This is a genomic window from Kitasatospora sp. NPDC059827, from assembly GCF_042731675.1.
In the GTDB taxonomy this organism is placed as follows: Bacteria; Actinomycetota; Actinomycetes; order Streptomycetales; family Streptomycetaceae; genus Kitasatospora.
Window position 1 is genome coordinate 117,588 of sequence record NZ_JBHWIV010000015.1, and the last position, 26,068, is coordinate 143,655.

Below are 26,068 nucleotides of genomic sequence, written 5' to 3' on the forward strand. Positions count from 1 at the left end.
GACCCACCATCCGCTCCGCGCGCAGCCCCGGCCTCCTGTCCGGGGAACGACGGACGGCGGCCGTGTCCTCGGGGGAGGTCCGCCGACGTACCGCACGCGCGCCAGACATGCCGGTGGGCGGGCACCCCTCACACAGGGTGCCCGCCCACCGGCATGTTGCCACTCAGGGACAGCGGACCACTTGGCCGGCGTAGGCCAGGCCGCCGCCGAAGCCGAAGAGCAGGACCGGGTCGCCCGGGGAGAGCTCGCCGCGCTCGACCAGCTTGGAGAAGGCGAGCGGGATCGAGGCGGCCGAGGTGTTGCCGGATTCGACCACGTCCCGGGCCACCACCGCGTCGCCGAGGCCCAGCTTGGCGGCGATCGCGTCGATGATCCGCAGGTTGGCCTGGTGCGGGACGAAGCCCTTGAGCTCCGACGGGTCGATCCCGGCCCGCTCGCAGGCCTGCCGGGCCAGCGGGGCGAGCTGGGTGGTGGCCCAGCGGAACACCGACTGGCCCTGCTGGCTGATCACCGGGTCCCAGCCGGTGATCACCACGGCGTCGCCCCGTTCCGGCTCGGAGCCCCAGACCACCGGTCCGATGCCCGGCTCGGCGCCCTCCTCCTGGGCCTCGACCACCGCGGCACCGGCGCCGTCGCCGAAGATCACGCAGGTGGAGCGGTCGGTCCAGTCGAGGGTGTCGGACATCCGTTCGGCGCCGATCACCAGCGCGCGCCGCGCCGCGCCGGCCCGGATCGCGTGGTCGGCGGTGGCCAGCGCGTAGGAGAAGCCGGAGCAGACCGTGTTGATGTCGTAGGCGGCGGGCGCGCGGACGCCCAGCCGGGCAGCCACCGCGGCGGCGGTGTTGGGGCTGCGTTCGATCGCGGTGCAGGTGGCGACCACCACCAAGTCGATCTCCGCCGCCGTCCGGCCGCTGTTGGCCAGCGCCTTCTGCGCGGCCTCGGTGGCGAGGTCGACCAGGGTCTCGCCCTCGGCGATGTGTCGGGTGCGGATCCCCACCCGGGTGCGGATCCACTCGTCGTCGGTGTCGACGAATGCCGCCAGGTCGTCGTTGGAGAGCACCTTGGGAGGCTGGTAGTGCCCGAGTGCCACAATGCGCGAACCGCTCATGCTGCCATGGAACCGGGTTACCCGCTGGTCAGCCGGGCACGACCGGCTACAGGATCCGCAGCTGTGATCTGTAGGGGCTCCACAAGGCCCTTGGGGCGCCTAGGCCCCGACGTACCCCGAGGTCAGGCGGCCAGCGAAGTGGCGTCGCCCATCACGATCACCGGATGGGCGGCCGGGTCCAGGGTGCGGATCAGCTGGGCCATCTTGTCCTCGGGTATCGACACGCAGCCGTGGGTCGGGCCGTCGTGGTCGACGTGCAGCCAGATGCCGCCGCCCTTCTTGCTGCCCATCGGCCGGCGCATGTCGAGCGGGGAGCTGCCGGCGACCCGGTTGTAGTTGATCGCGACCACGTAGTCGAAGGAGCCGGCCAGCTGGTCGCCGAAGAAGCCCGTTCCGGAGACCACGAAGCTGGCGTCCTTGTCGTACGGGAGCTTGCTGCCGGGGTTGGCGTTGCGGCCACCGGCGTCGGTGAGGTCGAAGACGCCGATCGGGCTGCGCAGGTCGCCCTCGTTGTGGTCGGTGGTCCAGCCGTTCTTGCCGTTGTGGCCCTGCCAGGTCTCACCGGCCAGCCAGCGGCCCTCGGGGGTGCGGGTCCACAGCGTGACGCTGTTCCTGTCGGTGTCCTTGCCCTGGCCGGTGGCGACCACGACCTGGGTGGTCGCGGCGGGGATCTTCGCGGTGAAGGCGGCCCCGAGGCCGGGTATCGCGGTCAGGGAGCCGTCCGGGCGGGTCTCGCTGCGGCCGGCGGCCGCGGGGGCGCTCTGCCGGTCGGCGGCGGCCTGGACGGCCGCGGGGGCGGGCGTGACGGGGTGGTCGGGCTTGCTGACGCCCTCCGGCCCGGGGCCGTCGGCGGCCGCGGCGACGGACTTGGCGCCGTCCTGGCCGACGGTGTACCAGCCGGCGGCGGCCGCGACCAGCAGCGCGGTGCCGGCCATCACGGCCTTGCCGTGTCGTTTCTGCTTCGCCTTGCGCCGCCGGCCCCGGGAGGCGGCCCGGCCACCGGGCGCGGGGGCCGCGGCGGCGATGGGCGTGACGGAGGCGAGGGGCGCGAGGGGCTCGACCGGTTCGGGCCGCTCGTACACCGGCTGCCCGTACACCGGCTGCCCGTACACCGGCTCCTGGTAGGCGGGCTCCTGGTGGACCGACGGCTCCTGGTGAGCGGTCCCCTGGTAGGCGGGCTCCGGCTCGACGACGTACGGCTGGAAGGGCTGGAACGGCTGCTCGTACACCCCGGAGTACCCGTCGGCCGACTGCCGGTACTCGCCGTAGTACTCCTGCGCGTCGGGCTGCGGGACGGCCTGCGGGTACGGCTCGTACGCCTGGTACGGCGCCTCGTGCGACTGCTGCGGCACCCCGTACCCCGGCTCCGGCATCGGCTCGTACGGCGGGTACTCGGTGGCGCGATGGGAACCGGACATGCCGTCGATCCTGCCAAACGCCCTACCCGTTGGTAAACCCGGGGCGCGTGCGGGAGCCGTGAAGACACCGCCGCCCGGAGCGCGGGTGCGGTCCGGGCGGCGGGGAAAGCGCAGGTCAGAGGCGCATCGCCTGCGGGGTCTCGCGACGCGTCAGGTCGGGGCCGTCGTACTCGCGGATGATCTCGTAGCGGGTGTTGCGCTCCACCGGGCGGAAGCCGGCGTCCCGGATCAGGCCGAGCAGGTCCTCGCGGCCGAGCTTGTTCGGGGTGCCGAAGTTGTCCGCGTCGTGGGTGATCTTGTACTCGACCACCGAGCCGTCCATGTCGTCCGCGCCGTGGCTGAGCGCCAGCTGGGCGGTGGTGACGCCGTGCATCACCCAGAAGACCTTGACGTGCGGGACGTTGTCGAAGAGCAGCCGGGAGACCGCGAAGGTCTTCAACGCCTCGGCGCCGGTGGCCATCTCGGTACGGGCCATCAGCTTGTTGCGCACGACGCCGTCCTTGGAGTCGTGGAAGTCGTGCTGGTAGCGCAGCGGGATGAAGACCTGGAAGCCGCCGGTCTCGTCCTGGAGCTCACGCAGCCGCAGCACGTGGTCGACCCGGTGGCGGGGCTCCTCGATGTGGCCGTACAGCATGGTGGCCGGGGTCTTGAGGCCCTTGGAGTGCGCCAGGCGGTGGATCCGCGACCAGTCCTCCCAGTGGGTGTCGTGGTCGACGATGTGCTGGCGGACCTCCCAGTCGAAGATCTCCGCGCCGCCGCCGGTCAGCGACTCCAGACCGGCGTCGATCAGCTCGTCCAGGATCTCGTCGGCGGGCAGGCCGCTGATCTTCTCGAACCAGTGGATCTCGGTGGCGGTGAAGGCCTTCAACGAGACGTTCGGCAGCGCCGCCTTGAGCTCCCGCAGCGAGCGCGGGTAGTAGCGCCACGGCAGGGTGGGGTGCAGGCCGTTGACGATGTGCAGCTCGGTGAGGGAGTCGCTCTCCATCGCCTTGGCGAGGCGGACGGCCTCCTCGATGCGCATCGTGTAAGCGTCCTTCTCGCCCGGCTTGCGCTGGAACGAGCAGTACGCGCAGGAGGCACTGCAGACGTTCGTCATGTTGAGGTGGCGGTTGACGTTGAAGTGGACGACGTCGCCGTTCTTCCGCGTGCGCACGTGGTGGGCCAGCCCGCCCAGCCAGGCCAGGTCGTCGCTCCCGTAGAGCGCGATCCCGTCCTCGCGGGTCAGCCGCTCACCCGCGTAGACCTTCGCCTCCAGCTCGCGCTTGAGCCCTGCGTCCATGCGGTGACCCGCCTCCTCAGACATTCGATTCCTTGCCGGAGACGAGGTTACGCCTATGCCGACGGAGGCCGGGCGAGGGCGTGGCCCCTAAGCGCTGAGCAGCTCGGCGAGCAGACCCGGGTCGATGTTGCCGCCGCTGACCACGGCGGCCACCGTCCGGCCCCCGGTCTCGGCGGCGCGGTGGAAGTACGCGGCCGGGGCGACCGCGCCGGAGGGCTCGGCGACCAGCCGGCCGCGGCGGGCCAGCAGGGCGACGGTGGCGCGGATCTCGTCCTCCGTGACGGTGACGATGTCGTCGACGTAGGCGGTGAGGTGCTCGTACGGCAGCACGCCCACCGAGGGGGTGCGCAGCCCGTCCGCGACCGTCCGGTAGGTGTCGGCGACCGGCCACTCCACCCGGCGCCCGGAGCGCAGGCTCTCCTGGGCGTCGGCGGCCAGCTCCGGCTCCACCCCGATCACCCGAACGCCCGGGCGGGTGAGCTTGAGCGCGGCGGCCGTCCCGCCGATCAGGCCGCCGCCGCTGACCGGCACCAGGACGGTGTCCAGACCGGTCGGGGCGTCCTCGGCGATCTCCAGGCCCACCGTGCCCTGGCCCGCGATGATGAACGGGTCGTCGTACGGCGGTACCCAGACGAAGCCGAACCGCTCGGCCAGCTCGCCGGGCAGGGTGTCCCGCTCCCCCGGTGGGACGAGGATCACCTCGGCGCCGAACGCGCGGGTGGCCTCGACCTTCACGGCGGGCGAGGTGTCCGGCATCACGATCACGGCCTTGAGGCCGAGCAGCTGCGCCGCGTAGGCCACCGCCTGCGCGTGGTTGCCGCTGGACTGGGCGACCACGCCGCGGGCGCGCTCGTCCGGGGTGAGCGCGGCCAGCCGGTTGTAGGCGCCGCGGGTCTTGAAGGCCCCGGTCGGCTGGAGGTTCTCGGGCTTGAGCCAGAGCCGCCGCCCGTCCTCGGACGCCCAGGGGGCGGGGACCAGCGGGGTGCGCACCGCGACCCCGGCGATCCGCTCCCGAGCGGCGTGCAGCTCCTCCAGACCGACCAGTGCCATGCCGTCACTCTCCTTCGGGGGGGAGCTCGCTCACCCGGTTCTCCCACTTCGTGGAGAGTACGACGGTGGTGCGGGTGCGGGCCACGCCCTTCGTGCCCGAGATCCGCTTGACCACCGACTCCAGGCCGGCCACGTCGGCCACCCGGACCTTGAGCATGTAGGAGTCGTCACCCGCGATGAACCAGCAGTCCTCGACCTCGTTGAGGTCCTTGAGCCGGAACGCGACGTCCTCGTGGTCGGCGGCGTCGGTCAGTTGGAGACCGATCAGGGCCGTGACGCCGAAGCCGAGCGAGGCCGGGTTGACCGTCGCCCGGTAGCCGGTGATCACACCGGCCTGCTCCAGGCGGTTGATGCGGTCCGTGACGCTCGGGCCGGAGAGTCCGACCAGTCGGCCCAGCTCGGCGTAGGACGCACGGCCGTTCTCCCGGAGCGCCTGGATGAGCTGTCTGTCCACCGTGTCCATATACCGTCCGCGTCCTTCCGAACCTCACCAGACCCACAGATCATTATCCGGATTCAAAGGCGCCGTGCGCTGAACGACCCGGATATCGCAGAGAAGATACTCTCCCGCCCTCGCTCTCCTTACTCCCCCTCGGGCCGAGCGGCGTCCCCGTCGCCCGGCTTGCGGGCGGCCGCGCCCAACTCGCCCTCCCAGCGCAGGTACAGGGAGTGCGGCACGCCGACGGCGTCCAGCACCCGGCCGGCCACGAAATCCACCAGTTCGCGCACGGTGGAGCCGCCGGCGTAGAAACCGGGCGAGGCGGGGAGCACGACGGCGCCCTGCGCGTCGAGTTCCACCAGGTGCTTCAACGTCACCCCGTTGAGTGGTGCCTCGCGCACGCAGACGACGAGCGGACGGCGCTCCTTGAGGGTGACGCTGGCCACCCGCTGGAGCAGGTCCTTGCTCAGGCCGAGCGCGATCCCGGCCACCGCGCCGGTGGTCGCGGGGACCACCAGCATCCCCTTGGCCGGGTACGAGCCGCTGGAGGGGCCGGCCGCGAAGTCCCCGGCCGGCCAGTAGCGGACGTCGTCCAGGCCCTCGTCCGTGCCCAGCCACCGGGCGAGGTCGGCGCGCCAGTGGGCGTCCCGGAAGGAGATGCCGGTCTCGTCCAGGATGGTGAGCCGGGCGGCCCGGCTGACGATCAGGTCCACCGCCTCGCCGGCGGCGAGCAGCGCCCGGATCACCGAGGCCGCGTACGGCGTCCCCGACGCTCCCGAGACCCCGACCACCCACGGCTGACGCTTCGCAGTTCCCATGGAGGCAATTCTGTCCCGCCCCCACCTGCGGCTCCGCCCCGGGCACGGCGGACCGGGCCCGCGCGGGCCCGCCCCCTGGGAGGATGGGCGCATGGCAGCGACCCTCGTCGACCTCACCCATCAGGTGACCACCGCGATGCCGGTCTACCCCGGCGACCCGGCCGTCCTGCTGGCGCCCGCGCTCACCACCGCCACGGCGGGGGTGAACGTGCTGGCCCTGCACCTCGGCTCGCAGTCCGGGACGCACGTGGACGCGCCGTACCACGTGGACGTCACCTGGCCGACCCTGGACGGGCTGCCGCTGGAGCGGTTCACCGGCCCCGCCGTGGTCGCCGACCTGCGCGGGCTGGAGCCCCGGACGGCCGTCACCCCCGACCTGCTGGCGCCCGCGCTGGCGCGCTGCGCCGAGGGCACCGTCCTGCTGCTGGCCACCGGCTGGGCCCGGCACTGGGGCACCGACGCCTACCTGGCCCACCCCAGCCTGACCGCGGCCGCCGCCGAGGCGATCGTGGCCGCCGGGGTGCGGACGGTCGGGGTGGACGCGCTGAGCGTGGACCCCACCCCCGACCCGGGGCCGGAGGACCCGGCGGTCGCCGCGCTGCTCGCCGACCTCACCGACGAGCACGACGGGCCCGACCCGGTGGAGGAGCCGACGCTGGCCGCCCACCGGGTGCTGCTGGGCGCGGACGGCGGCGGGGTGATCGCCGAGAACCTGACCGACCTGCGGGCGCTGCTGGCGGCGCAGGAGGCCGGCCGGCCGGTGGAGGTGTCGCTGTTCCCGCTGCGCCTGGTGGCCGCGGACGGGGCCCCGGTGCGGGCGGTGGCCCGGCTGGGCTGACCGGCCCCGACCCGGGCCGCACTTGGTCTAGACCAACTCCGATGGCGCCACTAGGCTTTCCGGCCATGGCTGAGATCATCGGAGTGGTCGAGCGACTCTGGCGCTACCCCGTGAAGTCCACCGGGGGCGAGCGGCTCGACTCCGTCGACGTGGACGTGCGCGGCCTGGCCGGGGACCGCCTCTACGCCGTCCGCGACGCCTCCGGGAAGCTCGGCTCGGGCAAGAACACCCGCCGCTTCCGCCGGATGGACGGGCTGCTCCGGCTCTCCGCCCGCCTCGGCCGCCGGATCGACGGCCCCGAACTGTTCGACCCGCTCGGCCGCCCGGTCGACCACCCGACCGCCTTCCTGCGCGCCTACCTCCAGCGCGAGGACGTCGAACTCGCCCGCGAGGACGCCGTCCCGCACTTCGATCGACTGCCCGTCAGCGTGCTCAGCACCGCCACCCTGGACTGGGTCCGCGAGGCCGTCCCCTTCGCCGTGGTCGACGAACGCCGGTTCCGCCCCAACATCGTGCTGCGCACCCCGCCGGGCACCCCGCCCTTCGTCGAGGACGCCTGGCTCGGCCGGCAGGCCCACGGCGGGGCCCCGGACAGCGCCCGGCTCGCCTTCGTCTCCGCCAGCGAGCGCTGCGCGATGAGCGGTGCCCCGCAGCCCGGCCTGCCGCACGCGCCGGAGATCCTCAAGGCGATCGTGCACGCCCACGACGGCCGGCTCGACGCCCTCGCCGAGGTCGCCGCCCCCGGGCGCCTGCGGCTCGGCGACCGGCTGGTGCTGGACTGAGTCCTGGCCGCAGGGCCACGGTGCTGGCGCCGGCGTCGATATAACCGCAGGTCAGAGCGGTCTCGAAGATTCTCCGAAAAAGTTTCGAACTCACCTGCAACCCCCGCGACCCTTGCACGTCTATGTGAGTGAGCGGCGGGGAAACCCGCCGGAGCGGACCGCAGGCGACACCGGGGACACCAACCCCGGACCTCAGGTCCGACCCGTACCGAACTGATCGACCAGCAGCGTGAAGCTGCCGGTGAAACACCCTGGGGGGTATTCAGAATGTCCGTCGTGCGTGCACGCCGTTCCCGCTCCGCCGTCGTCACCGCCGCCACCCTGGGCGTGCTGCTCGCCACCGGCGCCGTGGTCGCCACCCCGGCCGCCTACGCCGCCGACGCCCCGGCCGCCACCGCCTCCGCCGAGCCGACCGCCCCGAAGGCCTCGACCGAGGCCGGCAAGCCGTCGCTGACGGTCAACGCGCCCGCGTCCTTCGGCAACGGCGGGGAGCCGGTCGAGTTCACCGAGACCGTCACCAACCCCGGCGCCACCGACGCCTCCTACAAGCTGTGGTTCGACGCGAGCAACCCGGCGGCCGGCTCCCGTACCCAGCTCACCATGGACTACCGCGACGCGGACGGCGCCTGGAAGCCGGTCGACCTGGCCTTCACCAACTCCGGCGGCCACTTCACCGGCGGGATCCCGACCGCTCTGACCGTCGCCGGCGGCGCCACCAAGACGGTCCAGCTGCGTCTCGGCCTCCCGATCAACAACAACTGGGGCAGCCACGACCTGCCCATCAAGCTCGACTCCACCGTCCTCGACGAGTCCGGGCACACCGTTCTCGCCGATAGCACCAAGGACGTGACGGCCAAGGCCATCACGGTGCAGGTCAAGGACGCCCCGACCACCGCCGTCGCCGGCGGCGCCCCGGTCGAGTTCGACGTCACGGTGACCAACCCCAGCGCCGCGCGCTACACCGACGTCGCCAAGGTCATCGAGGCCGACAAGCGCAGCAAGCTCCAGGTGCAGAACGCGGACGGCAGCTGGGAGACCGTCACCGCGGCCCCCGACCAGTTCGGCCGGGTCCTCTACCGCCTCACCGCGGACAAGACCCTCGCCCCCGGTGCCTCCTTCACCCGGCACGTCCGTCTCTCCTTCACCGCCGACGCCCCGATCGGCACCACCTACATCCACCCGTGGGCCATGCTCGGCGAGGGCGGGGCGTTCGCGCCCGTCGTCTGCGGCCCGCAGTTCGTCGCGATCAACCTCACCGCCGGCCCGAGCCTGTCGGTGCAGGAGCCGTCGTCCATCGGCAACGCCGGCAAGCCGGTCGAGTTCACCGAGACCGTCACCAACCCGGGCGGCACCGACGCCACGTACACGCTCAAGCTGAACGTCAGCAACCCGGCCGCCCGCAGCGCGGGCCGCTTCGCCGTCGACTACCGCACCGCCGACGGCAGCTGGAAGCCCGTCACGCTGAACTTCAGCCAGGGCGAGAGGACCTTCAACTTCAGCGGTGAGATCCCGGGCGTGTCGGTCGCCGCCGGTACCACCAAGACCCTCCAGCTGCGCCTCTCCGCCCCGGTCAACAACGACTGGCCCAACGCGCACGGGGACGTCACGCTCTACTCCGCGATCGTGGACGGCGCGAACACGGTCGTGTCCGAGAGCACCAAGAACGTCGAGATGAAGGGCCTCGGCCTGGCGGTCAAGAACGCGCCGAGCACCGCCGAGATCGGCGGCGCCCCGATCGAGTTCGACTTCACCGTGGACAACCAGAGCGCCTCGGACTACGACAACCTCTCCCCCGTCGTGGTCGTCGACCGGTACACCAAGCTCCAGGTGCAGCAGGCCGACGGCAGCTGGACGGACATCACCGGCAAGCCGAGCCCCCAGTCCGGCGGTCCGGTGGTGTACCACCTCACCGCGGACAAGAACCTCGCGGCCAAGTCGTCCTTCACCAAGCACGTGCGCCTGGCCTTCACCGCCGACGCCCCGATCGGCCGGGTCTACGTCACCCCGGCGGTCATCCTCGGTGAGCAGCCGGCCGGCAGCCAGTACGCGGACGCGTGGGCCAGCACCCAGGGCTTCGCCCTCGACCTGACCTCCACCCCGGCGGAGTACGCGGGCAAGGGCGCCGACAAGGGCAACGGCACCGCCGTCAAGGCCGGTCTCACCACCGGCACCGGCACCGGCACCACGGCCGACAGCACCGGCACCGGCACCACGACCGACACCGAGCTGGCCGGCGGCTCGCTCGCCCACACCGGCTCGGACGGCATGCTGGCGTCCGCCGCGGCCGCCGCCGGCCTGCTCGCCAGCGGCATCGGCGCCCTCTTCTTCGCGCGTCGCCGTCGCAACGCCTGATCCCGCTCCTGGGGCCTGCCTCTGGAAGCACCCGAGCCCCGGCTCCCGGCACCGTCCGGGGGCCGGGGCTCGGCCGTTCCGGCCGCCCCTCAGCCGCGGACCAGGCAGAAGGGGTGGCCGGCCGGGTCGGCGTAGATCCGCCAGCCGCCGGCGTCGTGCAGCCGCACCGCGCCCAAGGCGAGCACCGCGGACTCGGCGGCGTCGAGGTCCGGTACGTCGATGTCCAGGTGCGCCTGCTGCGGGTGTTCGGCGCTGCCCCAGCGGGGCGGGCGGTGGTCGGCGACGGCCTGGAAGCAGAGCACCCTGCCGTCGTCCAGGTGCAGGGTGGACCAGCCGTCGCCGAGCGACCAGCGCCGGTCCGGGCGGTCGACCTCGCCGCCGAGCAGGCCGGCGTAGAAGCGGGCGAGCGGGCCCGGCTCGGGGCAGTCGAGCACCAGGCACTGCAGGGTGCCGATCACGGTTCTCCTCGGGGTCGGTTCACTCGGGGTCGGTTCAGGGGTTCCGGTGGCCTGGCCCGGGCAGGGCGACCGCCCGCAGATAGGCCTCGACGAACAGGTCCAGCACCGCGTCCGGCGACGGCAGTCCGGCGCCGAACGCGGGCTCCAGCACCGGTCTCATCAGGACGTGGTTGAGCAGCGGGCCGAGCATCAGCTGGGCCAGCACCGGGAGCGGCAGCGGGCGCAGCCGCCCCGCCTCGACGTGCGGCAGCAGCAGGCGGGAGAGGCCGTCGAACATCCGCGGCAGGTGGGCCTCCATCATCCGGGCGGCGGGGCCGTCCGGGCGGCCGAAGAGGTCGGCGAAGACCGCCGGGACGACCCTCGGCTCGCGGTCGAAGGCCGCGGCGAAGGTGTGGTGGATCGCCCGGACGGTGTCCTCCAGGCTCTCCGGCGGGTCCGCGGCCAGTGTCTCCAGGTCCGGGAGCGGGCCGTACTGGAGGAAGACGGCGGTGAACAGGCCGTCCCGCCCCTCGAAGACGGTGTGCAGGCTGGGCAGTGAGCAGTCGGCCCGGTCGGCCACGGCGTCCAGGGTCACTCCGGCGAGGCCGCGTTCGGCGACCAGCCGGCCCGCCGCCTCGATCGCCCGTTCCCGCACCGGCGGCCGTCCGCCCGGGTCGACGCCGGCCTGCCGGACGGCCTCGTCCAGCGGGGCCCGGGAGCCGCCGAGGCGGCGCAGCAGGGTGCTGCGCGACATTCCGGCCGCCGAGGCGATCGCCGTCAGCGGGACGTCCGCGACGTCCCGCCCCCGTGCCTTCGCGGCCGCGAGGGCGGCCGCCACCAGATCGTTCATGTGAGACATCGTACTACTTGACACCTGAGACGGTTCCAGAGACGCTCTATAGGCAAGTTCCATCCAGGAACGGCAAGGGATCGAAGGGGAGAGAGCCATGAGCGTCGTCATCTCCGGGGGCGGACCGGCCGGAATGGTGCTGGGCCTGATGCTGGCCCGAGCGGGCGTCGAGGTGACCGTGCTGGAGAAGCACGCCGACTTCCTGCGGGACTTCCGCGGCGACACCGTCCACGCGTCCACCGTGCGCCTGATGGACGAACTGGGCCTCGGCCGGAAGTTCGCCGCCCTGCCGCAGAGCCGGCTCGGCAACCTGGTGGTACCGGTGCCCGGCGTCGGGGACGTCGCGCTGAGCGCCTTCGACCGGCTGCCCGCGCCGTACAACTACATCGCCATGATGCCGCAGTGGGACCTGCTCAACTTCCTGGTCGAGGAGGCGAAGCGGGAACCCGCCTTCACCGTGCGGATGAACACCGAGGCCACCGGACTGCTCCGGGAGCACGGCCGGGTGGTCGGCGTCCGCTACCGCACCCGGGACGGCGAGGAGGGCGAGCTGCGCGCCGACCTCACCGTCGCCGCCGACGGCCGGCACTCCACCCTGCGCCGGGAGGCCGGCCTGGTGCCCGAGGAGTACCCGGTGCCCTTCGACGTCTGGTGGTTCCGGCTCCCCCGGCACGCCCACGAGCAGGCCGCGCCGCCCAGCCTCACCCCCGGCTTCGGCGAGCGCGAGCTGGCCCTCAGCTTCACCCGCGACGACTACTTCCAGATCGCCTACTTCAAGTCCAAGGGCTTCGACCCCGAGCTGCGCGCCGAGGGCATCGACCGCTTCCGCGCCCGGATCGCCCGGCTCATGCCGCAGTTCGCCGACCGGGTCGACCAGTTGGCCGGGATGGACGAGCTCCACCTGCTCGACGTCAAGCTCAACCGGCTGGACCGCTGGTACGTCGACGGGCTGCTGCTGATCGGCGACGCCGCCCACGCGATGTCCCCGGCCGGCGGGGTCGGCATCAACCTCGCCATCCAGGACGCCGTCGCGGCCGCCGCCCTGCTCGCCGAACCGCTGCGCCGCGGTCGGCCGACCGTCGCCGCGCTGGCCCGGGTCCAGCAGCGCCGCTGGTGGCCGACCGTGGTCATGCAGCGCCTCCAGCGGGTCCTGCACGGCATCATGTTCGTCCCGGTGCTCACCGGGCGGCGCTCCGGGCCGCCGACCGCCTTCGCCGCGGTCGCCCGCCGGGTGCCCGCCGTCCGGATCGGCCTGTCCCGGCTGCTCGCCATCGGGCCGCGCCCCGAACACGCCCCGGCCTTCGCCCGCCGGCCGTCCGCCTGACCCTCCGCCCGGCCGGCCGACCACCGGGCTGATCACCGGCTCGGCCACCGGCCCGGCCACCGGCCCACCGAACGGCCCGCCCCGGACCGGCCGTTCGGGCGGGCGGTTTCCGGGGAACGACCCTCGGCATGACGATCCCTCATCGCCTGACCGGTACGGGCGCCCACCCCGTCCTCGTCCTGCACGACTGGTTCGGCACCAGCGCGGGCTGGGGCCCCTTCCTCGACTACCTCGACGGCAGGGCGTTCAGCTACGCCTTCCTCGACTACCGCGGCTACGGCGAGCGCAAGGACGTGACCGGCGCCTACACCCTCGCCGAGATCGCCGCCGACGCGCTCGCCCTCGCCGACCAGCTCGGCTGGGACCGCTTCTCGCTGGTCGGCCACTCGATGGGCGGCAAGGCGGCCCAGCAGGTCCTGGCCGAGGCCCCGCTGCGGGTGCGCAAGCTGGTCGGCCTGTCGCCGGTGCCGGCCGGGGCGTACCCGCTGGACGAGGCGGGCGAGGCGCTGTTCTACGGCGCCGCCGAGGACCGCGAGAAGCGGTACGCGATCCTCGACCTGGTCACCGGGCAGCGGGCGGGCCGGGTCTGGCTGGACCGGATGGTCGACCAGTCGCTGCGGCTGTCGACCGTCGAGGCCTTCGACGGCTACGTCCAGGACTGGACCACGGCCGACCTGGAGCACCGGATCAGCGGGAACCCCGTCCCGGTCAAGGTCATCGTCGGCGAGCACGACCTCGCGCTGACCGCCGACGTGATGCGCGGCACCTGGCTGGAGCACTACCCCAACGCCGAGTTGGAGGAGCTCGGCGGCACCGGGCACTACCCGATGTACGAGGCGCCGGTGGCACTGGCGACCGCGATGGAGGCCTTCCTCCACAACTGAGCCGCGGAGCGCTACCGCGAACCGGCGGCGAGTAGGCTCGGACGGGACGAGAGGAGAGCCCCGTGAGCCAGCCGGTCCCGGACGGAGCCGAACTCATCCCCAGGCCCGAGAAGTCGCCCGCCGCTCTCAAGGCCGCCCTCGCCGTGGTGGCCTCCGCCCGGCTGCCGGAGATGGTGGAGGGACAGACCCGGGCCATGGCCGCCGCCATCGACTCAGGAAGCATCAGCCCGCTCCGCGCGTTCGTCGCGCACTGGGCGGCCGTCGTGGAGATCGAGCGGGTCCCGGCCACGGCACGGGCCTACCACCGGGCGAACTACCTCGCCAACCACGCGGAGAGCGTCGAGGAGTGCCGTCGGCACGCCACCGACGTCGCCGCGATCTACCGGGCCGCGTTCTCGGCGGTGAACGAGTGAGCTGGAGCTGGGAGTACCTGCCCAGCCCGGAACACGTCACCGGCGGCGCACCCGCCGACTTCCTGGCGGCCGTCGAGACGAAGGCCGCCGAGCTCGTCCGGGCGGCCGCCGCGCTGTACCTGGACGGGAGCAGGTACGAGGGCAGTGGCGAGCCCATGCAGTACCTGGACGTTGCCGGCGGCCTGGTCGCGTACTACGTCGTGCCCAGACTCGAACTCGTCGTCGTCTGCCAGGTGACGCCGCCCGCATGACCCCGGGCGGGCCCGGCCCCCGGCCGGGCCCGCAGGGGTCAGATGCCGAGGCCGCGGATGACCAGGTCGACCAGGGCGAAGAAGAACAGTGAGATGCCGACGAAGCTGTTCGTCTGGAAGAAGGCCCGGTTGAGCCTCGACAGGTCGTTCGGCTTCACGATGGTGTGCTCGTAGACGAAGGCGCCCGCGACGACGGCCAGACCGATCCAGAACGCGGGGCCGGCGTCGGTGAGCACCGCGAACCAGCCCAGCAGCAGGGTGGTCAGGACGTGGCAGACCCGGGCGCCGCGGATGGCGGCCGGGACGCCGAAGCGGGCCGGCGGCGAGCCGACGCCGTGCTCCCGGTCGGACTCGACGTCCTGGCAGGCGTAGATCAGGTCGAAGCCGCCGATCCAGATGCCGACCGCGACCCCGAGGACCACGGCCTCCCAGGACCAGGTGCCGGTCACCGCGAGCCAGGCGCCGACCGGGCCCATCGCCTGGGCCAGGCCGAGGATCGCCTGCGGGAAGTTGGTGAACCGCTTGCCGTACGGGTAGACGACCATCGGCACCACGGCCACCGGAGCGAGGGCCAGGCAGAGCGGGTTGAGCAGGGCCGCCGCGCCGAGGAAGACCACCAGGGCGACCGCCGAGCCGGCGTACGCGGTCCTCAACGAGACGGCGCCGGTGACGAGTTCGCGCCCGGCGGTGCGCGGGTTCCGGGCGTCGATCTCGCGGTCGATGATCCGGTTGGCGGCCATCGCGAAGGTGCGCAGGCCGACCATGCAGACGGTGACGACGAACAGTTCGCCCCAGTGCACCCGCTTGTCCGCCAGGAACATGGCGGTCAGCGCGGCGATGTAGGCGAAGGGCAGGGCGAAGACCGAGTGCTCGATCATCACCAGGCGCAGGAAGGCCTTGGTGCGCCCCGGGGTCTCGACGGCGGCGGTGCTCACAGCCCGTACTCCTTCCAGCGACGGGTCACGAGTGCGGCCGTGGCCGGGTCCGAGGAGACCATCTCCGGCCAGCCGCCGTCCCGGGTGTAGCCCTCCTCGGGGAGCTTGCGGGTCGCGTCGATGCCCGCCTTGCCGCCCCAGAACTGCTGGTAGGAGGCGTGGTCGAGGTGGTCGACCGGGCCCTCGACCACGGTGAGGTCGCGGCTGTAGTCGACGTTCCCGAAGGCCCGCCAGGCCACTTCCTGGTAGTCGTGGACGTCGCAGTCGGAGTCCACCACGATGATCAGCTTGGTGAGCGACATCATGTGGGCGCCCCAGATCGCGTGCATCGTCTTCTGGGCGTGCTTGGGGTACTTCTTGTCGATCGAGACGATCACGCAGTTGTGGAAGCCGCCGGCCTCGGGCAGGTCGTAGTCGACGATGTCCGGGATGATGATCTTCAGCAGCGGCAGGAAGAACCGCTCGGTGAACTTGCCCAGCGGGCCGTCCTCGGTCGGCGGGCGGCCGACCACGATGGACTGCAGGATCGGCCGGCGGCGCATGGTCACGCAGTCGATCGTCAGTGCCGGGAACGGCTCCTGCGGGGTGTAGAAGCCGGTGTGGTCGCCGAACGGGCCCTCGGGGAGCATCTCGCCGGGCTCCAACCAGCCCTCCAGGACCACCTCGGCGTCGGCCGGGACCTGGAGCGGGACGGTCTTGCAGTCGACCATCCGGACCCGCTCGCCCGCGACGAAGCCGGCGAACAGGTACTCGTCGATGTCGCCGGGCAGCGGTGCGGTGGCCGCGTAGGTGACGGCCGGCGGGCAGCCGAAGGCGATCGCCACCGGGAGGCGCTCGCCGCGCTTGGCCGCGACGGCGTAGTGGTTGCGGCTGTCCTTGTGGATCTGCCAGTGCATCCCGATGGTGCGGCGGTCGTGCCGCTGGAGCCGGTAGAGGCCGAGGTTGCGGACGCCGGAGTCCGGGTCCTTGGTGTGGGTCAGGCCCAGGTTGAAGAAGGAGCCGCCGTCCAGCGGCCAGGTGAACAGCGCGGGCAGCTCGTCCAGGTTGACGTCGTCGCCGGTGAGCACGACCTCCTGGACCGGGGCGTCGCCGGACTTCACGTTCCGCGGCGGGACGTGGGCCATCGAGGCGAGCTTGCCGAAGGCGTCCCGGAACCCGGTGAAGCCCTGCGGCAGTTCGGGCTTGAGCAGGCCGGCGATCTTCTCGGAGATGTCCTCCGGGCCCTTGAGGCCGAGCGACTTGGCGAGGCGCCGCTCGGTGCCGAAGACGTTCATCGCGATCGGCATCGACGAGCCCTTGACGTTCTCGAACAACAGCGCCGGGCCCTTGGCCTTCTGCACGCGGTCGACGATCTCGCCGATCTCCAGGTGGGGGTCCACCTCCGCCTTGATGCGCTTGAGGTCGCCCTCGCGGTCGAGGGCTCGGAGAAACGAGCGGAGATCGTCGTATGCCATGCCAGTCAGTATCCGCCACCCGATAGCCTGGCTTGCGTCAAGGGCCCCGGGAGGTGCCCGCCGCTCCGGCCCTCGCGGGGGAGATCACAGCCGTGCTGAGGATTCTTCTGACCATCGTCCTTCCGCTCGCGCTGTGGGTGTGGGCGTTCATCGACTGCCTGGTCACGCCCGAGGGAGAGGTCAGGCACCTGCCGAAGCCGATCTGGCTGATCATCGTGCTGCTCTTCCCGCCGCTCGGCCCGATCGCCTGGCTGGTGGCCGGGAAGCGGCGCGGCTTCCTGCGCGCGGGCGCGCCGGACGGAGGGCCGCTCCGGACGGACGCGGACGGCCGGAGCGGTTCCGCCGCCCCGCGCCGCGGACGGCCGGTGGCCCCGGACGACGACCCGGAGTTCCTGGCCTCCCTCGGGAACGAGTCCGCGAAGAACGGGCCCGCCAAGAACGGGTCCGCCGAGAACGACTCCGAGAAGAAGGACGCCCCCGCGAAGAGCGGGTCCTTGCAGAAGGACGACAAGGACCACGAGGACATGCTCCGGCGGTGGGAGGCCGATCTGCGCCGCCGGGAGCAGGAGCTGCGCGGCGGCGAGGAGCCCGAGGACGGGCGAAAGAGCTGATCGGAGCGGGTCCGCCGCTCCCCCGGACAGCCCACCCGGGCACCCACGGGTGGGCTGCGGCCTTTTTGGCGCTTCCCTACGACCGGGAAGCCCCCGGCCTTGATCGCCCCGCTCCCGGCTCCACGGTCCAGCCGTCCTCGAGCGGTACTCCGGACGGCCGCCCCACACTGCTGGAGGACGGTCCTGACCTGCGTTTTCCTTCATGCTCAGATCATCGGACCATCATCTGCCCGACAACCCCCGGTATTCGAACGGCCACCGAGCGCACAGCCCTCGGGGCGACCGCTTCTGTACAGGCCTGACAGCTAAACGAACTCGACCTTGTACGGAATCGACGCCGAAACCAGCGCACGGCCCCTCGTACAGTCATAAGTGAAGAAGTTGATTCGCAGCTGGGGGTACAGCAGACGCTGGCTGTCGGACAGTTCCCTCACCCTTGGAGTGGTTCGAGATGACGGTTGTGCATGAGGCGCCGGTCGGCGGCGAGGTCCCCGAGGTCCCGGCCGATGCCAAGGGGCGGGTCGCCGAGCTCCACGAGCTCCGCGAGCAGGTGCGCCGCGGCCCGAGCGACAAGGCCACCGAGGCCCAGCACGCGAAGGGCAAGCTGACCGCCCGCGAGCGCATCGACCTGCTGCTGGACGAGGGCTCCTTCCGCGAGGTCGAGCCGCTGCGCCGGCACCGCGCCCAGGGCTTCGGCCTGGAGGCCAAGAAGCCGCACACCGACGGCGTGGTCGTCGGCTGGGGCACCGTGCACGGGCGCACCGTGTTCACCTACGCGCACGACTTCCGGATCTTCGGCGGCGCCCTGGGCGAGGCCCACGCGCAGAAGATCCACAAGATCATGGACATGGCCATCGCGGCCGGTGCCCCGCTGGTCTCGCTGAACGACGGCGCCGGTGCCCGTATCCAGGAGGGCGTCACCGCCCTGGCCGGTTACGGCGGCATCTTCCAGCGCAACACCAAGGCCTCCGGCGTCATCCCGCAGATCTCGGTGATGCTCGGCCCGTGCGCCGGCGGCGCCGCGTACTCCCCCGCGCTGACCGACTTCGTCTTCATGGTCCGCGAGACCTCGCAGATGTTCATCACCGGCCCCGACGTGGTCCAGGCCGTGACCGGCGAGAAGATCAGCCAGAACGGCCTGGGCGGCGCCGACGTGCACGCCGGCGTCTCGGGCGTCTCGCACTTCGTCTACGACGACGAGCAGTCCTGCATCGAGGAGGTCCGCTTCCTCCTGTCGCTGCTGCCGCAGAACAACCGCGAGATGCCGCCGTCGGTGGTCAGCGAGGACCCGGTCGAGCGCCGCAACGACAGCCTGCTGGACCTGGTGCCCGTCGACGGCAACCGCCCGTACGACATGCGCAAGGTGATCGAGGAGATCGTCGACCACGGCGAGTTCCTGGAGGTCCACGAGCGCTGGGCCACCAACGTGCTCTGCGTGCTGGCCCGGGTCGACGGCCACGTCACCGGCATCATCGCCAACCAGCCGCAGTCGCTGGCCGGCGTGCTCGACATCAACGCCAGTGAGAAGGCCGCGCGCTTCGTCCAGATGTGCGACGCCTTCAACATCCCGCTGGTCACCCTGCTGGACGTGCCCGGCTTCCTGCCCGGCGTCGACCAGGAGCACGGCGGCATCATCCGGCACGGCGCCAAGCTGCTGTACGCCTACTGCAACGCCACCGTGCCGCGCATCTCGCTGATCCTGCGCAAGGCCTACGGCGGCGCCTACATCGTCATGGACTCCCGCTCCATCGGTGCGGACCTGTCCTACGCCTGGCCGACCAACGAGATCGCCGTGATGGGCGCCGAGGGCGCCGCCAACGTCATCTTCCGCCGCGAGATCAACGGCGCCGACGACCCCGACGCCATGCGCGCCGAGAAGATCAAGGAATACAAGAGCGAGCTGATGCACCCGTACTACGCGGCCGAGCGCGGCCTCGTGGACGACGTCATCGACCCGGCGGAGACCCGCCAGGTGATCGCCTCCGCCCTGGCGATGCTCCGTACCAAGCACGCCGACCTGCCCAGCCGCAAGCACGGCAACCCGCCGATGTAGCAGCGGCACGGTTCGCAGCAGCAGGCCGTACCGAGCACACCACACACCACAGCAACCGGGGGAGAAACCAAGGACATGACCGCTTCCGCCGAACCCCTCGTCCGCGTCGTCCGCGGCAGCCTCTCCGACGAGGAGCTCGCCGCCCTGACCGCCGTCCTGATGGCCCGCGCCGCCGTCGCGCAGCAGGCCGCGGCCGCCGCCCAGGTCGAGCCGATCGCCAACTGGCAGCGCCTGGAGCGCCGCCCGGCCTACTACTCGCCGGTCAGCTGGCAGCAGGCCGCCTGACGCCTCCGGGCCGGGCCCCGAGAGTCCGACCCCGACGGCCGGTCACCCCCATCGGGTGACCGGCCGTCGGGCTGTCCGGCCGTGCTCCGCCGACCGCCGCGGCGCGGGCACCCGGGCCCCACGGGGCCGTTCGTGCCCGTCCGACCGGGTGCGGAGCGGCTCGGTAGGATACCTACCGGACGGTTCACGCCCGTCGCCCCGTCGGCCCCCATAGGATCGGCCGCTGCCGAGGTACAGAACTTTCCAGGGAGGCTGCGATGGCCAGGCAGGCCCGCGCGCTGGCAACCCGCCAGGCGGTACTCCTCGCGGCGGCCGAGGTGTTCGACGAGCGGGGCTACGCCGCCGCCACGATGGCCGAGATCCTGGACCGGGCCGGTGTCACCAAGGGCGCGCTGTACTTCCACTTCCACTCCAAGGAGGAACTGGCGCTCGCCGTGATCGAGGGCCAGGGCGCCTGGATCGCCACCTGGGAACCCTCCTCGGACAGCCCGGTGCAGACCCTGATCGACCTCGGGTACGCGTTCGCCCGCGCGCTCCAGGAGGACCCGCTGGTACGCGGCAGCATCCGGCTGACGATCGAGCACGGCAGCTTCACCCAGCCGCAGATCGCCGCCTACCAGGGCTGGATGGACCTGGTGGGGGCGCTGCTGGAGCGCGCCCGGGAGGCCGGGGACCTCCACCCGGGGGTCGACCTGGTGGCGGCCTCCGGGGTGATCACCGGCGCGGTGACCGGGATCCAGCTGAGCTCCCAGGTACTGGCCGACCGGCAGGACCTGATCAAGCGGATGGCCGACCTGTGGACGCTGCTGCTCCCGGGCCTCGTCCAGCCGCACGCCCTGGCCCGGCTGAGCGTCGCCGAACGCCGCTGAGCGCCGCTGAGCGCCGCACCGCACGACTGGGCGCCGCCCGGGGCCGGCGGCCCAGCGCGCCCCGGTCAGACCCGGTCGGCCCCGGTCAGACCCGGTAGCCCGCGCAGTCGTCCGGCCCCACCAAGGCCGGCAGGGCGGCCGCCCAGAGCTGCCGGACGGCCTCCGGAGCCGGTCGGCCGGGCTCCTCGGCGGCCAGCAGCACCTGGCCGGCCACCACCGCGGTGAGCAGTTCGGCGCAGGCCCGCCGGTCCGCCCCGGGGCGCAGCTCCCCGGCCCGTTCGGCGCGCTCCAGCAGCCGCTGGACGACGGCGGCGAGGCTGCGCCAGGCGGTGCCCGGTCCGGCGCAGCCGTCGGCCGGCCGCAGGCCCTGGCGGCCGAGCCGGACGCCGGCCCGCACCACCACGTCCTCGCGCAGCAACCGGGCCAGCTCGTGCGAGAAGTCGATCAGTGCCTGGACGGCCCGGTCCTCGGTGCGCAGGGCGCGCAGCGCGGCCGCGCCGATCTCCCGCCCGGCGGCGGCCCGCACACCGTCGGCCAGGGCCTGCTTGGAGACGAAGTGGAAGTAGAGGGCGCCCTTGCTCACCCCGGCCCGGCGACTGATGTCGACCAGGCTGGCAGCCTCGAACCCGGCCCCCGCGAAGGTGTCCGCGGCGGCGAGCAACACGGCCCGCCTGGTCCGCCCCGCGCGTTCCTGCTTGACCACTGATCCCCCCGGACTCCGCCGGGCGCGTTCCCCGCCCCACCCGGCCGCTGTCGGCGCGCCCTCGGTCGGAGGCGACGCCTCGCATGCGGAGGGCACTGGCCGAAACCGCATGGTTGGTATCTAATCTAGCGCCTGTGTCGACCCCGCCGTCCAGCGGGGACCGCCCCCCGCCCAAGGTCTGCCGTCCCCAGTTCGGGCATTCCCGCAGACCAGAGGCCGGGTAGCGTGGTCGGTCCGGGCCTTGCGACGGGCCACCCCCGGCCGCAGAAGACAAACCGGGTGGTATGTATGTTTTGCTGTGGGGCGTCCGTGGCGGGCGCTCGACCGACACCCTGGAGCTGGGGCCAGTCATGCCATTGATCGTAGAGCCGGACGCCCACGGCCCGTACGCCCACCCCGGCACCGGCTACGGCACCCACTCCGGCACCGGCCACTCCGGCACCGGCTACGACTTCCACGACCGGACCGTCTCCCGGCACCTGGTGCACCGCGCCTCGGTCTCCGAGGTGTTCCTCACCGGCTGGCAGGCCACCGGCCCGTACGACTTCCTGCTCGGCGCCCAGTGGCCCCGGCTGCACGGCTTCTACCGGCTGCCCGGGGACCGCTACCACGACCCGGTGCTGCTGGCCGAGACCGTCCGGCAGGCCGGGCTGCTGATCGGCCACGCCGGCTTCGGGGTGCCGCGCGACCACCACTTCGTCATGGAGGAGCTCGGCTACGCGCTCGGCGAGGCCGGCCTGCCCGGCCTCGCGGTCACCGCCGACCCGGCCTCGCTGATGCTCACCGTCGGTTGCCAGGACGTCCGGATGCGGCACGGCCGGCTGGCCTCGCTGCGGGTGCACGCCGAGGTCACCCGGGACGGCCGGCGGATCGGCCACGGCGACGGCCAGCTGCGGGTGGTCACCCCCGCCTCGTACCGGCGGCTGCGCGGCCCCGGCCGCGGCGCCGCCACCCCGCCGCGCCCGCCGGAGCCCGCCGCACCCGAGCTGGTCGGGCGGGCGCAGGCCGCGGACGTGGTACTCAGCCCGACCCTGCGACCGGACACCTGGCTGCTGCGCGCCGACGCCGGGCACCCGGTGCTGTTCGACCACGGGCTCGACCACGTGCCCGGGATGCTGGTGCTGGAGGCCGCCCGGCAGGCCGCCCAGCGGCTGCACCACCCCGAGCCGGTGGTGCCGGTCGAGCTGGTGACCGCCTTCGACCACTACATCGAGCTGGACCGGCCGTGCTTCGTCCGGGCCGTCCGCGAGCGGACACCGGACGGCCGCCGCACCCCCGTCCTGGTCCGACTGCTCCAGGACGGGCGGACGGCGGCCGAGTGCCGACTGCTCACCGAGCCGGTCGACGGTCCGCGGGTGCCGGTCCGGCGGGACGCCTTCGAGGGCCGCCCCACCGCGACCGGCCTGCTGCCGCTGGCGAGTTGAGCTCCGACGCGCCGAGGTCCGACACATCGAGGTCAGCCGACCGGGGATCCGGCGGGCCGGGGGTCAGGCGGCCACCAGCGCGGACGGCCGCCGCCCGGCGTGCATCACGCTGAGGTTGGCCGCCAGCCGGACCGGGTCCTGGGCCAGCCAGAGCCGCAGCGCCGCGCCCAGGGCCGCGCTGGCCGACTCGATCCGGACCTCGGTGATCTGGGCGATCCGGGCCGCGCCGGGCACCAGCAGGTCGGCCAGTGCGGTCGGCAGCCAGACGGTCAGCGCGCACGGCGCCGGCGTCGCGAGGGCGCCCAGCAGCCGGTAGGCGTCCCCCGGTGCGCTGAGCGTGGGGATGATGTCCAGCAGAGCGTCGGCCACCACTTCGGACACGTCGCTCCGGTGTCCCTGGGCGAGCCGTCGGAGCAACATGCGCTCGGCGGCGGTGATTCGGACGGTCAGCATGACCTCGTCGCACTCCATTGCGCGATCTCCTCCTCGTTCCTCCCCGTACCGGCACGGACGGCCGGCACGTCGTACCCCTCTTGCACCTCGGCCCGGCGATCTCGTGCGGAAAGCCGGGCCGGTGGGTGCGTGCCTCCGGTCAGATCCCCGCGTACGAGTGCTTGCCGGTGACGAAGATGTTCACGCCGTAGTAGTTGAAGAGCCAGCAGGCGAAGGCGGCCAGCGCCAGGTAGGCGGCCTTGCGGCCCTTCCAGCCGGCCGTCGCGCGGGCGTGCAGGTAGCAGGCGTAGGCGACCCAGGTGATGAACGACCAGGTCTCCTTCGGGTCCCACTCCCAGTACTTGCCCCAGGCGGCCTCGGCCCAGATCGCGCCCGCGATGATGGTGAACGTCCACAGCGGGAAGACCAGGGCGTTGATCCGGTACGACAGCTTGTCGAAGGTGGACGCGGCGGGCAGCCGGCGCCAGATCGAGGGCGAGGTGCCCAGCGGGCCGGTGGTCAGGCCGGCCGCCATCCGCTTGTCGAACGAGTCCTTGCCCAGGTAGAGCAGCGTGGCGATGAACGCCGCGTAGAAGGCGCCGCCGCACAGGATCGCGGTGGAGACGTGGATCGCCAGCCAGTACGAGTGCAGGGCCGGGACGAGCTGCTCGGAGTCGGTGTACAGCACCTGGGTGGCGATGCCGAGGGTCAGCAGCACCGCGACGGTGACCGGCAGGCCGAGCCAGCGCACGTTCTTCCGCGCGGCCAGCAGCACCAGGTAGGCGGCCGTCATCGCGAAGGCGAAGGCGCAGGAGAACTCGTACATGTTGCCCCACGGCCAGCGGGACACCGACAGGCCGCGGGCGACGATGCCGCCACCGTGCAGCAGCAGCGCCAGGACGGTCAGCGAGACCGCGATCCGGCCGGCCAGGTCGGCCTTCTCGCTGGTGCCGGCCGCGCCGGGGCCGTCCTCCTCGTCGTCGCCGCGACCACCGGTGATCACCGTCGCGCCCTCGCCCGCCAGGACGGTGCGGGTCAGCGTGGTGGTGCCGCCCTTCGCCCCGGCCACCGTGACGGTGACCTTCTTGGCGGCCTTGGGCTCCGCCGCGGCGACGGTCTCGGCCAGGTTGCCGGACTGCTCCTTGGAGCGGACGGCGACCGCGCCCTTGCTGCCGAACGTCCACTCGAACATGTGGGCGAACATGGCGAGCGTGTAGACCGCCATCGCCGAATAGATCAGCTTGTTGGAGAGGTCGGCCAGCTGTGGGTCGACTCCCGAGGCGAGGTGCACCGTCTACTCCTTGGAGTTCTGGTCGGCAGGGGCTGTGGGGTCTTCTGTTGCGGGGTCTTCCGGTGCTGCGAGGTCTTCCGGCGTCTCGTCGGACTCCTGGTCCTCCCGGTCCTCCTGGTCCTCCTCCGACGCCGGGGCGTCGTCCTGGAGGTCCACCGCGAGTTCGGCCAGCTCCTCGGCGATCTTCGCCGACTCGCTGCGGGCCAGGCCGGCCAGCTCCACCTGGGTGCCGCCGCCCGGCAGGGCCACCGCCCGCACCCAGATCCGGCGGCGCTGGATGAACAGCGAGCCGATCAGGCCGAGGATCGCCAGCACCGCGCCGGTCAGCGCGATCTCGTTGCCGGGGCGGTGCGAGACGTTGAAGCTCGCCCACTGCTTGTAGCCCTCGAAGGTGACGGTGCCGTAGCCGTCCGGCAGGATCCAGGCCTGGCCGGGCTTGAGCAGGGCCTTGGCCGGCTGGCCGTCCTGCTGCAGCTGGGTCAGCTTGGAGGTGTTCAGCTGGTAGATGTTCTGCGGCAGGCCGGAGTCGGTGCCGAGGTCGCCGGCGAAGGCGTTCAGCACCAGCTCGGGGGCGGCGTCGCCGGGGAACAGCGAGACCGGGCCGGTGCCGGCGAAGCTCAGCGGGGCGGTCGGCAGGAAGAAGCCGGAGAAGCCCAGCTGGGTCTTGTTGCCGTCCGGGCCGACGCCGTAGTCGGAGGCCTTCACCACACCGGTCGAGGTCAGGTTGGCGTCCTGCGGCAGGAACGGCACGACGTCGTGGTAGACCACGTCGCCCTTGCCGTTCTTCACGGTGATCACCGGGGCGTAGCCGTGGCCGATCAGGAAGACCTTGCTGCCGCCGATCTCCAGCGGGTGGTTGACCTCGATCGTGCCCTTCTTCACCTTCGACTCGTCGCTGCCCTCGTAGTACTCCACGTTCGCGGTGAACTGACGGGCGGCGCCCATCTGGTCACCGGTGTTCTGGAACTTCGAGGTGAAGTTCTGGAGCTTGAGGTAGAAGGGGTCGAGGTCCTGGTTGCCGTAGAACCGGGTGCCGGTGAAGTCGTCGAGCTGGGTGATGGTGTTGGAGTAGCCCTGGCCCTCGACCATCAGCTTGCCGCCGGTGCCGGAGGCCAGGCTGGCCCAGGCGAAACCGCCGAGCAGCGCGAACAGCGACAGGTGGAACAGCAGGTTGCCGACCTCGCGCAGGTAGCCCTTCTCGGCGGCCACCGAGCCGCCGGACAGGTTCGCCCGGAAGCCGCGCTTGCGCAGCAGCCGGTGGGCGGCCGCGTTCACCTGCTCCGGCTCCGCCCCGGTGCGCCAGACCGCGTACACCGGCATCCTGGTCAGGTTGCGCGGGGCGGCCGGGGGCTGGGAGCGCAGCACGCCGACGAACTGCCAGGTGCGCGGGATGATGCAGCCGGCCAGCGAGACGAACAGCAGGATGTAGATCGCGGAGAACCAGACCGAGCTGTAGACGTCGAACAGCTGGAGCTTCTCGTAGATCGGCGCGACCGCGGTGTGCTGCGTCTTCCAGGTCTGCACCTTGAACTGGTTCTGGCCGTTCTGCGGGATCAGCGAGCCCGGGATGGCGGCCAGCGACAGCAGGAACAGCAGGATCAGGGCGACCCGCATCGAGGTCAGTTGGCGCCACATCCAGCGCGCCCAGCCGAACACCCCTATGCCGGTCGGCCCCTCGGACTCGACCGGCGCGGTGCTGAGCCGTTCGGCGGCGGCGTCGTCGTCCGGCGCCGGGGGCAGCTCGGTATCGGTCGTGGTCTTGCTCACG

26 protein-coding genes are annotated in these 26,068 nt (G+C 72.4%); 12 read left to right on the top strand and 14 right to left on the bottom strand.

The features are described 5' to 3' along the window. Positions 1 to 163 precede the first annotated feature (163 nt). The 6 genes from ACFV8H_RS12790 to ACFV8H_RS12815 all read right to left on the bottom strand — a co-directional run bounded on the left by ACFV8H_RS12790 (position 164) and on the right by ACFV8H_RS12815 (position 6,112). On the bottom strand, positions 164 to 1,108 hold the full coding sequence (locus ACFV8H_RS12790) for a beta-ketoacyl-ACP synthase III (RefSeq protein WP_380399038.1): 945 nt from the start codon (positions 1,106 to 1,108) through the stop codon (positions 164 to 166). A 122-nt stretch (positions 1,109 to 1,230) separates the two neighbouring features. Next, positions 1,231 to 2,526: a L,D-transpeptidase family protein gene (locus ACFV8H_RS12795; RefSeq protein ID WP_380399040.1), complete on the bottom strand. Its 1,296-nt coding sequence runs from the start codon at positions 2,524 to 2,526 to the stop codon at positions 1,231 to 1,233. 115 nt (positions 2,527 to 2,641) lie between these two features. Further along, the gene (gene mqnE / locus ACFV8H_RS12800) at positions 2,642 to 3,805 is read right to left on the bottom strand and encodes an aminofutalosine synthase MqnE (protein WP_380399042.1); all 1,164 of its coding nucleotides are present in this window, start codon (positions 3,803 to 3,805) and stop codon (positions 2,642 to 2,644) included. Between the two features lie 87 nt (positions 3,806 to 3,892). After that, positions 3,893 to 4,855, bottom strand: coding sequence for a threonine/serine dehydratase (locus ACFV8H_RS12805; RefSeq protein ID WP_380399044.1), 963 nt, complete (start codon positions 4,853 to 4,855; stop codon positions 3,893 to 3,895). Positions 4,856 to 4,859: 4 nt separating this feature from the next. Beyond that, positions 4,860 to 5,318: an Lrp/AsnC family transcriptional regulator gene (locus tag ACFV8H_RS12810; RefSeq protein ID WP_030232219.1), complete on the bottom strand. Its 459-nt coding sequence runs from the start codon at positions 5,316 to 5,318 to the stop codon at positions 4,860 to 4,862. Positions 5,319 to 5,437: 119 nt separating this feature from the next. Next, the gene (locus ACFV8H_RS12815; protein WP_360225992.1) at positions 5,438 to 6,112 is read right to left on the bottom strand and encodes a UbiX family flavin prenyltransferase; all 675 of its coding nucleotides are present in this window, start codon (positions 6,110 to 6,112) and stop codon (positions 5,438 to 5,440) included. A 91-nt stretch (positions 6,113 to 6,203) separates the two neighbouring features. On the opposite strand from ACFV8H_RS12815, the gene ACFV8H_RS12820 reads away from it, so the two are divergent. From ACFV8H_RS12820 to ACFV8H_RS12830, 3 genes are all read left to right on the top strand, one after another. Continuing rightward, a complete protein-coding gene (locus tag ACFV8H_RS12820; protein ID WP_380399047.1) occupies positions 6,204 to 6,950 on the top strand; it encodes a cyclase family protein in 747 nt (248 codons plus the stop codon). A 65-nt stretch (positions 6,951 to 7,015) separates the two neighbouring features. Next, positions 7,016 to 7,732 carry an MOSC domain-containing protein gene (locus ACFV8H_RS12825; RefSeq protein WP_375881856.1) on the top strand — a complete coding sequence of 239 codons (717 nt, stop codon included), beginning with the start codon at positions 7,016 to 7,018 and terminating at the stop codon, positions 7,730 to 7,732. A 276-nt stretch (positions 7,733 to 8,008) separates the two neighbouring features. Then, positions 8,009 to 10,084 carry an LPXTG cell wall anchor domain-containing protein gene (locus tag ACFV8H_RS12830; protein WP_380399049.1) on the top strand — a complete coding sequence of 692 codons (2,076 nt, stop codon included), beginning with the start codon at positions 8,009 to 8,011 and terminating at the stop codon, positions 10,082 to 10,084. An 89-nt stretch (positions 10,085 to 10,173) separates the two neighbouring features. On the opposite strand, the gene ACFV8H_RS12835 is transcribed toward ACFV8H_RS12830, so the two are convergent. After that, positions 10,174 to 10,542 carry a VOC family protein gene (locus ACFV8H_RS12835; protein WP_380399051.1) on the bottom strand — a complete coding sequence of 123 codons (369 nt, stop codon included), beginning with the start codon at positions 10,540 to 10,542 and terminating at the stop codon, positions 10,174 to 10,176. Positions 10,543 to 10,576: 34 nt separating this feature from the next. Then, on the bottom strand, positions 10,577 to 11,371 hold the full coding sequence (locus ACFV8H_RS12840; protein WP_380399053.1) for a TetR/AcrR family transcriptional regulator: 795 nt from the start codon (positions 11,369 to 11,371) through the stop codon (positions 10,577 to 10,579). Between the two features lie 97 nt (positions 11,372 to 11,468). Between ACFV8H_RS12840 and ACFV8H_RS12845 the strand changes: the two genes are divergently transcribed. The 4 genes from ACFV8H_RS12845 to ACFV8H_RS12860 all read left to right on the top strand — a co-directional run bounded on the left by ACFV8H_RS12845 (position 11,469) and on the right by ACFV8H_RS12860 (position 14,243). Beyond that, the gene (locus ACFV8H_RS12845; RefSeq protein ID WP_380399055.1) at positions 11,469 to 12,695 is read left to right on the top strand and encodes an FAD-dependent oxidoreductase; all 1,227 of its coding nucleotides are present in this window, start codon (positions 11,469 to 11,471) and stop codon (positions 12,693 to 12,695) included. A 128-nt stretch (positions 12,696 to 12,823) separates the two neighbouring features. After that, on the top strand, positions 12,824 to 13,579 hold the full coding sequence (locus ACFV8H_RS12850) for an alpha/beta fold hydrolase (protein ID WP_375881847.1): 756 nt from the start codon (positions 12,824 to 12,826) through the stop codon (positions 13,577 to 13,579). 62 nt (positions 13,580 to 13,641) lie between these two features. Then, positions 13,642 to 13,992: a hypothetical protein gene (locus tag ACFV8H_RS12855; protein WP_380399057.1), complete on the top strand. Its 351-nt coding sequence runs from the start codon at positions 13,642 to 13,644 to the stop codon at positions 13,990 to 13,992. Beyond that, on the top strand, positions 13,989 to 14,243 hold the full coding sequence (locus ACFV8H_RS12860) for a hypothetical protein (protein WP_380399059.1): 255 nt from the start codon (positions 13,989 to 13,991) through the stop codon (positions 14,241 to 14,243). The genes ACFV8H_RS12855 and ACFV8H_RS12860 overlap by 4 nt, the downstream gene beginning before the upstream one ends. Positions 14,244 to 14,281: 38 nt before the next feature. Here the strand turns inward: ACFV8H_RS12860 and mqnP are convergent, their stop codons facing one another. Then, positions 14,282 to 15,178 (bottom strand): menaquinone biosynthesis prenyltransferase MqnP, encoded by an 897-nt coding sequence (gene mqnP / locus ACFV8H_RS12865; RefSeq protein WP_380399061.1) that lies wholly within the window; start codon positions 15,176 to 15,178, stop codon positions 14,282 to 14,284. Next, the gene (locus tag ACFV8H_RS12870; protein ID WP_375881834.1) at positions 15,175 to 16,632 is read right to left on the bottom strand and encodes a menaquinone biosynthesis decarboxylase; all 1,458 of its coding nucleotides are present in this window, start codon (positions 16,630 to 16,632) and stop codon (positions 15,175 to 15,177) included. Before ACFV8H_RS12870 ends, mqnP begins: the two co-directional genes overlap by 4 nt. 92 nt (positions 16,633 to 16,724) lie before the next feature. On the opposite strand from ACFV8H_RS12870, the gene ACFV8H_RS12875 reads away from it, so the two are divergent. The 4 genes from ACFV8H_RS12875 (at position 16,725) to ACFV8H_RS12890 (ending at position 20,450) form a co-directional block, all read left to right on the top strand. Beyond that, positions 16,725 to 17,243, top strand: a complete 519-nt coding sequence (locus ACFV8H_RS12875; protein ID WP_380399063.1) for a PLD nuclease N-terminal domain-containing protein — start codon at positions 16,725 to 16,727, stop codon at positions 17,241 to 17,243. Between the two features lie 451 nt (positions 17,244 to 17,694). After that, positions 17,695 to 19,296, top strand: coding sequence for an acyl-CoA carboxylase subunit beta (locus ACFV8H_RS12880; RefSeq protein ID WP_380399065.1), 1,602 nt, complete (start codon positions 17,695 to 17,697; stop codon positions 19,294 to 19,296). Positions 19,297 to 19,371: 75 nt separating this feature from the next. Next, positions 19,372 to 19,581 carry an acyl-CoA carboxylase subunit epsilon gene (locus ACFV8H_RS12885; RefSeq protein WP_380399067.1) on the top strand — a complete coding sequence of 70 codons (210 nt, stop codon included), beginning with the start codon at positions 19,372 to 19,374 and terminating at the stop codon, positions 19,579 to 19,581. A gap of 257 nt (positions 19,582 to 19,838) precedes the next feature. After that, the gene (locus tag ACFV8H_RS12890; RefSeq protein ID WP_380399069.1) at positions 19,839 to 20,450 is read left to right on the top strand and encodes a ScbR family autoregulator-binding transcription factor; all 612 of its coding nucleotides are present in this window, start codon (positions 19,839 to 19,841) and stop codon (positions 20,448 to 20,450) included. Between the two features lie 85 nt (positions 20,451 to 20,535). On the opposite strand, the gene ACFV8H_RS12895 is transcribed toward ACFV8H_RS12890, so the two are convergent. Continuing rightward, on the bottom strand, positions 20,536 to 21,153 hold the full coding sequence (locus tag ACFV8H_RS12895; protein ID WP_375881822.1) for a ScbR family autoregulator-binding transcription factor: 618 nt from the start codon (positions 21,151 to 21,153) through the stop codon (positions 20,536 to 20,538). Positions 21,154 to 21,503: 350 nt separating this feature from the next. Here ACFV8H_RS12895 and ACFV8H_RS12900 point away from each other — a divergent pair, with 350 nt between their 5' ends. Continuing rightward, positions 21,504 to 22,577: a ScbA/BarX family gamma-butyrolactone biosynthesis protein gene (locus tag ACFV8H_RS12900; protein ID WP_380399071.1), complete on the top strand. Its 1,074-nt coding sequence runs from the start codon at positions 21,504 to 21,506 to the stop codon at positions 22,575 to 22,577. Positions 22,578 to 22,640: 63 nt separating this feature from the next. Here ACFV8H_RS12900 and ACFV8H_RS12905 read toward each other — a convergent pair whose 3' ends face one another. The 3 genes from ACFV8H_RS12905 to ACFV8H_RS12915 form a co-directional block, all read right to left on the bottom strand. After that, positions 22,641 to 23,048 (bottom strand): hypothetical protein, encoded by a 408-nt coding sequence (locus ACFV8H_RS12905; protein WP_375881817.1) that lies wholly within the window; start codon positions 23,046 to 23,048, stop codon positions 22,641 to 22,643. A 121-nt stretch (positions 23,049 to 23,169) separates the two neighbouring features. Then, positions 23,170 to 24,300, bottom strand: coding sequence for a c-type cytochrome biogenesis protein CcsB (gene ccsB / locus ACFV8H_RS12910; protein ID WP_380399073.1), 1,131 nt, complete (start codon positions 24,298 to 24,300; stop codon positions 23,170 to 23,172). A gap of 3 nt (positions 24,301 to 24,303) precedes the next feature. Further along, positions 24,304 to 26,067 carry a cytochrome c biogenesis protein ResB gene (locus ACFV8H_RS12915; RefSeq protein ID WP_380399075.1) on the bottom strand — a complete coding sequence of 588 codons (1,764 nt, stop codon included), beginning with the start codon at positions 26,065 to 26,067 and terminating at the stop codon, positions 24,304 to 24,306. Position 26,068: the final 1 nt, after the last annotated feature.